The sequence below is a fragment of the Streptomyces sp. NPDC006872 genome, assembly GCF_040635845.1.
GTDB lineage: Bacteria > Actinomycetota > Actinomycetes > Streptomycetales > Streptomycetaceae > Streptomyces.
The window spans coordinates 53403-66040 of sequence record NZ_JBEYIL010000016.1 but is presented as its reverse complement, the minus strand read 5'-3'; the positions used below and the strand labels follow the sequence as shown (position 1 = coordinate 66040).

The window sequence follows — 12638 nt, the reverse complement described above, 5'->3', positions numbered from 1 at the left end:
CCGGCCCGCGCTGCGTACGGTGAAGGAGCGAAGGTGAGAGACGTGGCTCGGCGTTGGTGGGATCGCCATGACCGGGTCCGGGACGTGCTACCGGCGCTGGTGCTGGTTCTGGTCGGTGCTGCGGCGACCGCCGTCGATATGTCGGGCTGGCACTGGCCTCGGCTCGCGGGAAGCCTGTGGACGGCTCTGTCGTGCGCGCCCCTGATCGTGCGCAGCAGGTGGCCGTTCGCGGTCGTCCTGGTCACTCTCGGGATCGACCTCGTCCATATGGCCAACACACCGGACTTCTCCCTGGCCCCGGCGGCGAGCCTGGTCGCGCTCTACACCCTCGCCACCCGGGGCACTCGGCGCACCGCTTGGATCACCGGGCTCGCCGCGACCGTCGCCATCACTGTGGTCTACGCAATCGTCCATTCCGTGCCGCTCTCGTCCGGTGACGCTCTGGTGCGGTTCGATCTTGCGATCGCGGCCACCGCGTTCGGCGATGCCGTGCGCAGCCGCCGTCTCCGCCTCGCCGAGGTCGAGGCCCGCGCCGAACGCGCCGAACGCACCCGGGAGGAGGAGGCCCGCCATCGGGTCACCCAGGAGCGCATCCGCATCGCCCGTGAGCTGCATGACGTCGTCGCCCACCACATCACCCTGGTCAACGCCCAGGCGGGTGTCGCCCACCACCTCATGCGCACTGATCCGGACCGGGCGTACCAGGCGCTCGCGCACATCAAGGAGACCAGCCGCTGCGCGCTCGACGAACTGCGGGCCACCGTCGGTCTGCTGCGCCAGCCGGACGACGCCCCTGACTCGCTAGGGCCCATTCCGGGCCTCGCAGATCTGGGCGCGCTGGTCAGCTCCTTCCGTACGGGCGGCCTGCCCGTAGGGCTGGTGTGCACCGGTCGGGCGACACCAGTGGCGCCCACCATCGACCTGGCTGCCTATCGCATCATCCAGGAAGCGCTCACCAACGCGCACAAGCATGCGGCGGCGACCCAGGTCCGTGTGGCCCTGGACTACCGTGCGGAGGCGCTGCGGATCACGGTGACAGACGACGGCCGCCCCCGTGGCAGCCGGGGCCCCGGCACCGGCCACGGCCTGATCGGCATGCGTGAGCGTGCCACCGCGATCGGAGGCACGCTCACCGCCGGACCCAGGGCCGACGGCGGCTTTCGCGTGCTGGCCGAACTTCCCCTCACCCTTGCTCCGAGCGGCTCCTGAAGGCCCCTTGCCCCGAAAGGCCTCCGATGAAGATTCGCGTCCTGCTCGCCGACGACCAGGCCCTGCTGCGCGGCACCTTCCGGCTGCTCATCGAAGCCCAGCCGGACATGGAGGTCGTCGCGGAGGCGGCCAACGGCCGGGAAGCGGTGGAACTGGCCCGCAGCGAGCGGGCGGACGTGGTGCTGATGGACATCCGGATGCCGGAGGTCGACGGCATCGAGGCCACCCGGCTCATCGGACAGGACGAGGACCTCGCCGGAGTGAAGGTGGTCGTCCTGACCACCTACGAGGTCGACGAGCTCGTCGTCGAGGCGTTGCGCGCCGGAGCCAGTGGCTTCCTCGGCAAGGGCATCGAACCCGCCCAACTCCTCGACGCCCTCCGCGTGGTAGCCGCCGGAGAGGCCCTCCTCTCCCCGGTCGCGACCAAGGGTCTAATCGCCCGCTTCCTCGCCTCTCCGACCTCCGGCGGCCTTACCGACCCGGACCGACTGGCCACGCTGACGCCCAGGGAGCGCGAGGTGGTGACGTGGATCGGCTCGGGCCTGTCCAACGACGAGATCGCCCGACGGCTCTTCGTCGCTCCGGTCACGGTGAAGACACACGCCAACCGGGCCATGGCCAAACTCGGGGCCCGCGACCGCGCCCAGCTCGTGGTGATCGCCTACGAGACCGGCCTGGTCCGGCCAGGCACGAAGTAGGGAGCGCGGAACGGAACCGGACCGCACCCTGGCGGTACTGCGCCGTACGGCTGACCGACCCCCGGTCCTTCTGAGGCTCTATCTCTGGGGAAGGAGCCTGCGCTGAATGTCGAGCAGATCTCGTCCGCGCCCTAGATCTGTGCCGAAAGCCAGGCGTTCGGACTCCAGGTCGCCGACGAAGTCGATGCCGCGTCTCGGCAGCTGTGATCCGGTCTGGGACGCTCCCGTGATCCCCGCGGTCAGCGAGCGTGGCGCGATGTCGGTGATGTCCAAGGCGTAGTTCTGGTCGGTGGTGACGTTGATCCCCCAGTGCACGGTCCGCGCGCCGAAGAAGGGGCCCGCGTCCATCGCGCCGCCGACCACGGAGTTCTTGTTGACCAGGGTGATGTCCGTGCGGAGGTTCTCGAAGGGCAGCGCGCGGTGCGAGTCGAACGTGCCGGTGTGCAGGGTGCCGCGGCGCCACACGTTGCCGCTGGAGAGGGCCTCGACACTGATGCCGTGCAGATAGGCCCCTGGGACCGCGGGAACGGTGAAGTCCTGGAGGACGAAGTCCTCGATCAGGTTGTCGTGAGACTCGTCCCTGGTGATGGTGAAGTGGTGCAGTGACCGCCCTCCGGCGGAGATGCCGGACAGGGTGCACGACTTGGCAGCCGTCATCCCGAACGCCACATCCGCGTTGAGAACGTGGACATCCCGGGCCCAGCAGTCATGAACCGCTTGGAAGCAGACCCCGTTGGAGCCGGGGTTGATGTTGTGGACGGTCTGGGGCAGCAGCTTGTTCTCGATGGTCAGTCCCTCCACGCCGCTGTCGTGGATGGTCGGCCCGAGGTCGCGCAGGCGGGCCGGCGTTCCGCGGTGGATGGTGAGTCGCAGTGGCTGCTCGATCCGCACGGTGCGTGACGAGAGCACCTTGGTGATCACGACGGGCCAGGCCCAGGTGCTGCCGTTCAATCTGGGTGACCTGGTCGCCCAGTCGTAGTCGCCGGCTCCGACGACGTCGCCCGCGATCTCGCGAAGCAGCCGGTTGTCAGGGCTCGGCGGGTCGTCCACCTCCAGGAGCACCATGCTTCCCGGCGTGATCCCCTTCGTGTCGTCGACGAGGAGGACCTCCGCGCCCCGGGAGGCCGGAGCGACGGTGCACAAGGTCTCACCGGGCAGCCATCCCTCCGAGCCCTGCCAGTTCCCGGCTCTGGAGGCAGCGAGGCGCTCCCGTCCGGCGATGAACACCTGGCCGCCGGTCCACGACCAGACGCTCTGGTTGCCCAAGTAGGCACGTCCGATGGTCTCCTCGAGTGGCCGAGAGAAGAACAGGGTGGTCCGGTGCCTGCCGGCTCCCGACAGGAGGATCTTCGAATCGCGGATGAACAACGGATTGTCGAGCACATAGCGGCCGGGACGGAGTTTCAGCACCCCGCCGCCCGAAGCCCCCAGATCATCCAGCGCGGCCTGGAGTCGACCGCTCACGTCCCGGGCGCGGTCCGGCGCGATACCGAGGGCATCCGCCTGGACGACGCGCCCCGGTGCCCGAGGCCCGGACTGTCCACGACGGTAGCCCGCCCGGCGCCAGTCACCAAGGAGCGGATGTGTCGAAGGCGCCTTGGCCCACGCGGTCAGAACAGAGGCGAGGGGATCGGGCAGGTCGTCCCGACCTCCGGCCGTACCGCTGCCGCCCGACCCGCGCGCCGTGTCTGCGGCCTGCGCCGACGACGCGTACGCGGTGGCGGCTCCGGCGAGCCCGAGTGCCGCACCGGCAAGCACGGCGCGTCGCTGCGGCCCAGTCGGGACTTGTCCGTCGGTACGGCCTCGTGCTGTGCTCTCACATCTCGATTCGTCCTTGCGCATGAAGCGGATTCCCCTCTCACCAAGCTCTGGGTGGTCGGATGTCGTGACTGCCCGTTCGCCCCAGGACAGAGGTCAGGCGATACGGTCCAGGTCCGTACGGCGGACGGGATGGGCGAGCGGCAGACCCTTCGTGATCCGCACCGCTTCGTCGACCACCCCCTGGCCGAGCCGCCGCAACTCGTTGCCCCCCGAGCCGGAGATGTGAGGGGTGAGGAACACGTTCGGCAGTTGGTGCAGCGGCGAGTCCGTGGGAAGCGGCTCCGGTTCGGTGACGTCCAGCACCGCTCTGAGACGCCCGGAGACCAGCTCTTCCGTCAGCGCCTCGGGGTCGACCAGCGTTCCGCGGGCCGTGTTGATCAGCACACCTCCGTCGGGAATGAGGGCCAGTCGGCGCCTGTCCAACATCCGATAGGTGCTCGGCAGATCAGGGGCGTGCATCGTGACGACGTCACTGTCACGCAGCAGTTCGTCCAGGGGCAGGAGAGTGGCGCCGAGTTCGGAGGCTTCTGCGGCCGTGACATACGGGTCGTACAGGGTTACGGCCAAGTCGAACGGGCGGAGCAGATCCAGCAAGCGCCGCCCGATGCGCGAAGCGCCGATGACACCGACTCGGCGGCCGTTGTTGCCCAGTTCGGGCAGCGCCATCACGCCGCGGATCGGTTCCGTGCGGTAGCGCTCGCGCAGGCCGAACGCGTCCTTGCCGGTGAAGAGGATCGCGGCAAGGGTGTATTCCGCGACTGGCAGGGCATTCGGCTCGGCCGCGCTCGACACCTGAACGCCGCGCTCCCAGCAGGCGTCGGTCACCAGGCCGCGGATACTGCCTGCCGTGTGCAGCACCGTCTTCAGCTTGGGCGACGCGGCAAGAGCTGTCTCATCCAGAGGAGGGCATCCCCACCCGGTGATCAGTATCTCCGCCCCCGCCAGGGCGTCTGCTGTCGCCGGGTCGGTGAAGCTCGACACCGTGAGTTCGGGGTTAACACGGACCACTTCTCGCAGGTGGTTCAGCACCTGCGGTGGGAAAAGTGCCGACAGGAACTGCGGAGCTAGAGCGAACACCGCGGTGGGCATGGCGACTCCTGATCCGTGCTGATGATGGCTGGGAGCAGTCGGGACAGGCGGTCCGGGCCTGCTCCGTATGCCGTCAGGCATGTGTGCGACGACAGGCAGTAGGCGTTGCTCGTCGCGACGCACTGGGTCGGCTGGTGGGCGCGTCTGTACCGCCCCGGTCTCCACTACGGCGGTCTCCCGAAGCCCTGGGAGGAAGGCTGCGGGGCGTGGTGGTCCGTCAGGTTGGATTACGGGAGGAGCTGTTCTGAAGTGTGAACACTGCTTGCATTCATGAACAACAAACGCACCGTAAGGGGCGCCGCGTTCATCGTCAACACCCCCGTATCAGGTTTGAACGCCCAGTGTCACGCCTGGCGTCCACGGGAAGGTAACGGTCCGATAACGAGCCGTGCACGCCTCTAGCCACCTCTTCTCCGCCGCCCGTACGTTCCACCACGAAAACAGACCGAGTGTTAAACATTAACGCTCCTTGCGTGGGCTGCACAGGCTGCGGCAGTGAGCGTGATGCGTATGAGCCGCCTGGCCGACGTGCCTGGCCATTCGGTCGTCATCGGTGCGCCAACTCCAGCCTGTATGGGACAAGGGGGTCCATGTGACGCACATTCGATCTGCCCGCTCACGGCCGTGGCCGCATGCGCTGGCCTGCACGGCAGCGACGGCGATGCTGTCGGCGTCGGCAGCATGTTCCGGCGGGACGACGGACAGCTCGTCCCCGTCGCACGCGACATCGCTCTCCATCGCTGTCCAGACCCCTCCGAAGTCCCTGGACCCGGCGCAGTTGTCGGAAGGCCAGCAGGGCTACATCTGGAACTCTCTTTTCGACACGCTGCTGGCCATCGACAACAAGGGCGCGCTGCGGCCCAACGCCGCGCAGACTTGGCAGTACTCGGACGCCGGGCGGACGCTCACGCTGAAGCTGCGCGAGGGCATGGAGTTCAGCACCGGGGCACCGGTGAACGCGGCCGCGGTGAAGGCGTCCCTCGACCGCACCCGGGAAACGCCGGGCCAGCAGCAGGGCAAGCTGGCGTCCATCGAGTCCATCGAGGGTCCCGCCGACCTCACCGTCGTGCTGAGGTTGCGGACGCCGGATGCCTCACTGCTCTCCTCGCTCGCGCAGGCGGCCGGCGTCATCGGGGATCCGGCCACGCTGGACCAGAAGCGCACCACGTTGAACCCGGTCGGCTCGGGGCCGTACGTGCTGGACAAGTCGACCGTCAACGGATCGACTTACGTACTGAAGAAGCGGTCGGACTACTGGAACGCCAAGGCCTACCCGTTCCAGACGCTCAGGATCCGCGTGCTGGCCGACCCCACTGCCTCGCTCAACGCCCTGCAGACCCACGAGGTCGACGCCGCCACCGTGCCGGCGCAGCAGGCCGGCAAGGTCAAGGCGGCGGGCTTCCAGATCAAGCGCGTCAACGCCACCGCGATCGGGAACCTGGTCCTGGCCGACCGGGAGGGCAAACTCCTCAAGCCGCTCGCGGAGCCCAAGGTGCGGCAAGCGATCAACATGGCCTTCGACCGCGAAAAGATCGTCAAGCAGATCCTGCAGGGGGCCGGACAGCCTTCCGCGCAACTCTTCAACCCCAAGGGCGACGCCTACGACGCCGGGCTGGAGCAGACCTACCCCTACGACCCGGCCGAAGCCAAGCGGCTGATGGCCGAGGCCGGATACCCGAACGGGTTCTCCGTGACGATGCCGAGCCTGGCGTTCGCCAAGCCCTTCGAACCGACCATCAGCCAGTCCCTGGCCGACATCGGTATCAAGGTGAAGTGGGAGCCCGTTCCGCCGCAGAACACCATCTCGGCGGTGACCTCGAAGCAGTACCCGATGTTCTTCTTCATCGACGGACTCAACACCACTGCGCGCGCGGCCTCCGACAACTTCTCCGAGCTCGGTTTCCTCAACCCGTTCGGCAGCAAGGACGCTCAGCTCACCCAGCTCATGGGTGAGGCCGGCAGCGAATCGGACCCGGCACGGGCGGCCGCGCGGTTCAAGGCGGTCAACGCTTTCGCGGTGGAGAACGCGTGGGACGCGCCGATCTTCTACGTCGGGACCACGTGGGCCACCAAGAAGGGCGTCACTTACCTCGGTGACGGGTCCAACACCGTGAACTCCGTCAGGGTGTTCGGTCTCTCCGGCTAGTTCGCGTGGCTGCGGGTGGCCTCGGTGCCGCCCGCGGAACCCGCTGTCCGTCTGTCCCCGGCCTGAAGGAATCCACCGCATGATCCTTTATGTGCTGCGCCGGCTGAGTGCCGGTCTGGTGCTCGCGGTCCTGGTGACGCTGATTACGTTCCTGTTGCTCAGCACCTCCTTCGACGACGTGGTCCGCGCGATCCTCGGCAGCGCGGCCACTGACGACTCGGTCCACGCGATGAAGTCCGACCTGGGGCTCGACCGGCCGGTGCTGGTCCAGTACGCCGACTGGTTGGCGGGAGTCGCGCACGGCGACCTGGGGGTCTCGTACTTCACCAGCGAACCGGTCCGTCCCGCCGTGACCTCTCACCTCGGTGTCACGCTGTCCGTGGTGGTCTCGGCCCTGATGATCACTGTGGCCGTCAGCGTCACCCTCGGCGTCCTGGCGGCCTCGCGCGGCGGCGCGGTCGACCGTGTCGCCCAGGCCCTGGCCCTCGTCGGCTACATCCTGCCGGGCCTGCTCATCGCGATCGTCCTGGTGGTGGTGCTCGCCGTCCGACTCGAGTGGCTTCCCGCCACCGGCTACACACCACTGTCGGAGGACCCGGTCCACTGGCTGAAGACGATCACCATCCCGGTGATCGCCCTCTCGATGGCCGGGATCGCCAACCTGGCCTCGCAGATCCGCGGCACGATGATCGGCGAACTGCGCAAGGACTACGTCCGCACCCTGCGCACTCGCGGTATCCCGACCCGGTCGATCGTGCTGCGCCACGCGCTGCGCAACGCCGCGGGGCCGGCGCTGACCGTGCTGTCTCTCGAATTCATCGCCATGCTCGGCGGCGCCCTCATCATCGAGAAGGTCTTCGCCCTGCCCGGCTTCGGTTCCTACGCCTTCAACGCAGCCCTCCAAGGCGACGTCCCCGTCGTCATGGGGATCACGCTCTTCAGCGTCGCGCTCGTCGTCTGCGTCAACCTCGGCGTGGACATCGCGAACGGGTGGCTCAACCCGAAAGCGAGGGTGCGGTGACTGCCGAAGACCGCACCGTCCCGCAGGATGCGGCAGTGCCCGGACGCCGGTCGCCGCTGCGCAGGTTGCTGCGCGACCCGCAGGCCGTGATCACCGTCGGCCTGTTGCTGATCATCGTGCTGCTGGGCCTCCTCACTCCCCTGCTCACCGAGCGAGGTCCGAACACCGCCTCCCTCGACGCGGTCAACGCCGACGTCGGAACTGACGGGTACCTGCTCGGCGGCGACCAGAGCGGCCGCGACATCTACGCCAGGCTGCTCAACTCCATCAACACCAGCGTGGTCTCCGCCCTCATCGGCACGAGCATCGCCCTGGTCATCGGCGTGACCTTCGGCCTCATCGGCGGATACTTCGGCCGCCGGATCCGGGACGTCACCGAGTGGGTGTTCAGCCTGCTGATGACCTTCCCCGGTCTGGTGCTGCTGATCGTGTTGATGCCGGTCACCAAGGGCGACTACCACGTCACCATGGCCCTGTTCGGAGTGCTGCTCTCACCCGGCGTCTACCGCATCGTGCGCAACCTCGTCGTCGGGGTGAAGCACGAACTGTTCGTGGACGCCGCGCGCGTCAGCGGCCTGACGAACCGGCGGATCCTCGGTCGGCACGTGCTGTTCGTGGTACGCGGGCCCATCGTCATCGCCAGCGCGTTCCTCGCCGGGACCTCGATATCCCTCCAGTCGGGTCTGGCGTTTCTCGGTATCGGCTCGAACACGGTACCCAGCTTCGGCGCCATGATCGCCGAGGGCTTCGACAACCTCTACACCGAGCCGATGCAGTTCGTCTGGCCCAGTCTCGTGCTCGGAGTGATGACTTCCTGTCTCGTGTTGTTCGGCAACTCCTTGCGCGACGCGCTGGAGGGTGCGAAGCCCAAGCCGACCCGCACGGCGGCGCCTGTCGGTGTCCGTACTCGTGCCGGGGCCGATGAGACCAGGTCCGGGGACGCGGTCCACCAGGCTTCCACCCGGAACCGGCTGTCGGTCGAGGACCTCACCATCGCCTACCCGACACCGTCCGGCGAGCTCAAGGAGGTGGTGCGCGGCGTCACACTTAGCCTGGACGCGGGGGAGACGCTCGGCCTCGTCGGCGAATCGGGCTCAGGCAAGACCCAGACGGCGTTCGCGATACTCGGCGTACTGCCCGCCGAGGCGGTCGTCATCCGTGGCTCGGTGCGGCTCGACGGCCGGGAGCTGCTGGGCCTGGGCGAGCAGCAGTTGCGCGATCTGCGCGGCACATCGGTGGCGTACGTGCCGCAGGAGCCCATGTCCAACCTCGACCCCTCGTTCACCGTAGGGGCGCAGCTGACCGAGGGGCTGCGCGCGGCACAGCGGATGACGCGGCGGCAGGCGCGCGAGCGGGTGCTGAACCTGCTGGCCCGCGTGGGCATCCCGGATCCGCAGCGCACCTTCTCCTCCTATCCGCACCAGATCTCCGGTGGCATGGCCCAACGGGTGCTCATCGCGGGCGCCGTCGCCGGCAGACCGACGCTCCTCATCGCTGACGAACCGACCACCGCACTGGACGTGACCGTGCAGGCGGAGATCCTCGACCTGCTCCGCGATCTGCAACAGGAGCTGGACATGGCGGTGTTGTTGGTGACCCATGACTTCGGGGTGGTCGCGGACATCTGCGACCGGGTCGCGGTCATGCGGGACGGCGAGGTCGTCGAGGTCGCTCCGGTGCAGGAGATGTTCGACGAAGCGTGGCACCCGTACACGCGGATGCTGCTGGATGCCAACCTCGACGACGGAGCTGCGCGGAACGGCCCGCAGGTCACCGCTGGGGATGCTGTGCCGAAGGAGGCATGGTGACCGCGCATCTGCTCGAAGTCAGTGACCTGCGCGTGGCCTATCCCGGCCGCGGCTTCCGGGCCCGTCCGTTGGAGGTGCTCCACGGAGTCTCCCTGCATGTCGACCAGGGCGAGACGCTCGGCATCGTGGGGGAGTCCGGTTCCGGCAAGACCACGATCGGCCGTGCGGTGCTCGGCCTGGTCAGGCCGAGCGCTGGACGGATCTCGCTGCGCGGCCAGGACATCACGGCCGCCTCGGCGAAAGAACGCCGAATCCTGGCACGCGAGATCCAGGTGGTGTTCCAGGACCCGTACAGCTCGCTCAATCCGTCGATGACCATCGGCGACATTCTCAGCGAGCCGCTCGTGGTGCATGGGGCGACAGCACGGGAGGCCCGGGCGCGGGTGCGTCATCTGCTGGACGGAGTGCGGCTGCCGGTGGACTCCGCCGAGCGGCTGCCGCGCGAGTTCAGCGGCGGGCAGCGTCAGCGCATCGCCATCGCCCGCGCCCTGGCTCCGAAGCCGAAACTGATCGTCTGCGACGAGCCGGTGTCCGCGCTCGACCTGTCGACCCAGGCCCAGGTACTGGACCTGTTCACCCAGATCCAGCGGCTCAGCGGCGTGGCGTATCTCTTCGTCTCGCACGACCTGGCAGTGGTACGGCATGTCAGCCACCGAGTGAGTGCGGTGTACCAGGGCGACATCGTCGAGACCGGTCCGGCGGAACAGGTCACCTCCACGCCGGAACACCCCTACACCCGGCGCCTGCTGCTGGCCGCTCCCGTCGCCGATCCGGTCGAGCAGCGCCGACGTCGTGCCGAACGGCAGCGCCTGGCCCGCGAGGCCGAGGCCGAGGACGTTCCTTCCGAACCGGGGGCGTACCGCCGCCGAGTTCAAGGAGGCCAGAGGTGATCCGCTGGGGCGTGGTGGGGCCAGGAGCGATCGCAACCGGCTTCGCGGAGGCGATGCGGCTGGTCGACGAGGGGAGAATCGTTGCGGTGGCTCCGAGTTCGGAGGACCGGGTCACGGCGTTCGGCGACCGGTTCGGCATCCCCGGACGATACGGCGACCACTCGGCATTGGCCGCCGGCCTCGGCGTCGATGCCGTATACGTGGAGACCCCGCAGGCCCGGCACGAGAAGGACACCGGCGCCCTGCTGGAGGCCGACGAGCACGTCCTGTGCGAGAGGCCGTTCGCCATGGAACAGCGGCCGCGTCGGAGAACCCTTACCGGTGGAGGCGGACTTCGGCCACCGTGTGCCCTCCAACCCGAACACCGACTGTCCCGTTCGGACCTCGGCGGCGGTGCCCTGCTCGACCCGGATGTCCACCCGGTCCAGTTGTGCTCGCTGGTGCTCGGCACCCGCAACGGGGTCGCCACCCTCGGGTGCATCGGTGTCGACGACCACCTCACCGTCACCATGAGATCCGACGGCGCGGAGCGCGTCGACGGCTCGTCCGAGGGCAACGGACTGCCCTTCGACATCGCCGAAGCGCATCGGTGCCTGGCCCAGGGGCACACCGAGAGCCCGGTGATGCCGCGCTCGACGAGACGATCACCATCGCCGCCACCCTCGACGCCGTGCGGCCGGAGTCCTGTCCGGCGGCGCTGATCCGAGAGCGGCCACCACCCCCTGTTCCGCCAACCTCCCAACGAGGACTGAGCCCATGGCCCAATCACCCCCCGGCTTCCTCTGGGGCGCCGCCACCGCCCCCCATCAAGTGGAGGGCAACAACGTCAACAGTGACTGGTGGGCGCGCGAACAGAAGGCCCCCGGGATGGAGCGCAGCGGTGACGCCTGCGACAGCTACCACCGATACCCCGAGGACATGCGCCTGCTCGCCGAGGCAGGGCTCAACGCCTACCGCTTCGGCGTCGAATGGGCGCGCATCGAGCCGAGCCCCGGGCACTTCTCCGCCGCAGGACTCGCCCACTACCGTCGCATGATCGACACCGCGAGGGACTTCGGCCTCGCGCCGGTGGTCACCGTCCACCACTTCACCCACCCCCGATGGTTCGCAGAAGCAGGGGGCTGGCTCGCGGACGACGCGATCGACCGCTTCCGTTCCTACGCGGAGGCGGTCGCCGGCATCCTCGACGGCGTCGGGTGGGTGTGCACGATGAACGAGCCGAACATGCTGGCCCTCATGGTCGGCCTGCGCCGCGCAGCCCAGGTCGGCGATACGAAGAAGTGGATGAGCCCGACCGTCGAAGGGGCCGCGCGACCCGTGCTGCCGGACCCCGACCCGGCGATCGGCCGACGCCTGGCCGAGGCGCACCACGCGGCCCGAGCGGTCCTCAGACAGCGCACGGGCGCCCGCGTCGGCTGGACCGTGGCCTGTCAGGCGCTCACCTCGACGCCCGGCAACGAGGACAGGCTCCACGAACTCCAGGCCATCCGCGAGGACCTCTACCTGGAGTCGGCGCGCGAGGACGACTTCATCGGCGTCCAGGCCTACTCCAGCCAGACCGTCGACGAGAACGGCGTCGTCCCTCACCCGCCGGGCCCCGACAGCACGCTCACCGGCAACGCCTACCGGCCGGACGCTCTCGGTATCGCCGTTCGTCACGCCTGGGACGTCACCGGTGGCAGGCCGATCCTCGTCACCGAGAATGGCATCGCCACCGCCGACGACACCCGCCGTGTCGCCTACACCGGTGAGGCCCTAAAATACCTGTTCGCGGCCATGGAAGACGGTATCGACGTACGCGGCTACCTCCACTGGAGCGCCTTGGACAACTTCGAATGGGGCCATTGGAAGCCGACGTTCGGCTTGATCGCGGTGGACCGCGCGAACTTCGAGCGCCGTCCCAAGCCCAGCCTCGCCTGGCTGGGCGACGTGGCCCGCCGCGGTCACCTGTGAGCC

10 protein-coding genes are annotated in these 12638 nt (G+C 68.6%); 8 read left to right on the top strand and 2 right to left on the bottom strand.

Features of this window, described 5'->3' with window-relative positions:
- The first annotated feature begins 33 nt into the window (after nt 1-33).
- Both ABZ725_RS37420 and ABZ725_RS37415 read left to right on the top strand, forming a co-directional pair.
- Nucleotides 34-1209 carry a sensor histidine kinase gene (locus ABZ725_RS37420; protein ID WP_358806861.1) on the top strand — a complete coding sequence of 392 codons (1176 nt, stop codon included), beginning with the start codon at nt 34-36 and terminating at the stop codon, nt 1207-1209.
- A 26-nt stretch (nt 1210-1235) separates the two neighbouring features.
- Complete coding sequence (locus tag ABZ725_RS37415) at nt 1236-1907, top strand: response regulator transcription factor (protein WP_358806860.1); 672 nt, start codon at nt 1236-1238, stop codon at nt 1905-1907.
- Between the two features lie 78 nt (nt 1908-1985).
- Here the strand turns inward: ABZ725_RS37415 and ABZ725_RS37410 are convergent, their stop codons facing one another.
- On the bottom strand, nt 1986-3371 hold the full coding sequence (locus ABZ725_RS37410; RefSeq protein WP_358806859.1) for a hypothetical protein: 1386 nt from the start codon (nt 3369-3371) through the stop codon (nt 1986-1988).
- A gap of 450 nt (nt 3372-3821) precedes the next feature.
- Nucleotides 3822-4817 (bottom strand): hydroxyacid dehydrogenase, encoded by a 996-nt coding sequence (locus ABZ725_RS37405; RefSeq protein ID WP_358806858.1) that lies wholly within the window; start codon nt 4815-4817, stop codon nt 3822-3824.
- A gap of 778 nt (nt 4818-5595) precedes the next feature.
- Here ABZ725_RS37405 and ABZ725_RS37400 point away from each other — a divergent pair.
- The 6 genes from ABZ725_RS37400 (at nt 5596) to ABZ725_RS37375 (ending at nt 12635) form a co-directional block, all read left to right on the top strand.
- Complete coding sequence (locus tag ABZ725_RS37400) at nt 5596-6963, top strand: ABC transporter substrate-binding protein (RefSeq protein WP_358806857.1); 1368 nt, start codon at nt 5596-5598, stop codon at nt 6961-6963.
- 79 nt (nt 6964-7042) lie between these two features.
- Nucleotides 7043-7984 (top strand): ABC transporter permease, encoded by a 942-nt coding sequence (locus ABZ725_RS37395; protein ID WP_358806856.1) that lies wholly within the window; start codon nt 7043-7045, stop codon nt 7982-7984.
- Nucleotides 7981-9792, top strand: coding sequence for a dipeptide/oligopeptide/nickel ABC transporter permease/ATP-binding protein (locus ABZ725_RS37390; RefSeq protein ID WP_358806855.1), 1812 nt, complete (start codon nt 7981-7983; stop codon nt 9790-9792). The genes ABZ725_RS37395 and ABZ725_RS37390 overlap by 4 nt, the downstream gene beginning before the upstream one ends.
- Nucleotides 9786-10682 (top strand): ATP-binding cassette domain-containing protein, encoded by an 897-nt coding sequence (locus ABZ725_RS37385; protein WP_358806854.1) that lies wholly within the window; start codon nt 9786-9788, stop codon nt 10680-10682. The genes ABZ725_RS37390 and ABZ725_RS37385 overlap by 7 nt, the downstream gene beginning before the upstream one ends.
- A complete protein-coding gene (locus tag ABZ725_RS37380) occupies nt 10679-11383 on the top strand; it encodes a Gfo/Idh/MocA family oxidoreductase (RefSeq protein ID WP_358806853.1) in 705 nt (234 codons plus the stop codon). Before ABZ725_RS37385 ends, ABZ725_RS37380 begins: the two co-directional genes overlap by 4 nt.
- Nucleotides 11384-11438: 55 nt before the next feature.
- Nucleotides 11439-12635: a family 1 glycosylhydrolase gene (locus ABZ725_RS37375; RefSeq protein ID WP_358806852.1), complete on the top strand. Its 1197-nt coding sequence runs from the start codon at nt 11439-11441 to the stop codon at nt 12633-12635.
- Nucleotides 12636-12638 lie beyond the last annotated feature (3 nt).

Coding starts and splice junctions, on each gene's coding strand:
- ABZ725_RS37415 (WP_358806860.1), top strand. CDS start 1,236: ATGAAGATTCGCGTCCTGCTCGCCGACGACCAGGCCCTGCTGCGCGGC.
- ABZ725_RS37405 (WP_358806858.1), bottom strand. CDS start 4,817: ATGCCCACCGCGGTGTTCGCTCTAGCTCCGCAGTTCCTGTCGGCACTT.
- ABZ725_RS37395 (WP_358806856.1), top strand. CDS start 7,043: ATGATCCTTTATGTGCTGCGCCGGCTGAGTGCCGGTCTGGTGCTCGCG.
- ABZ725_RS37385 (WP_358806854.1), top strand. CDS start 9,786: ATGGTGACCGCGCATCTGCTCGAAGTCAGTGACCTGCGCGTGGCCTAT.
- ABZ725_RS37375 (WP_358806852.1), top strand. CDS start 11,439: ATGGCCCAATCACCCCCCGGCTTCCTCTGGGGCGCCGCCACCGCCCCC.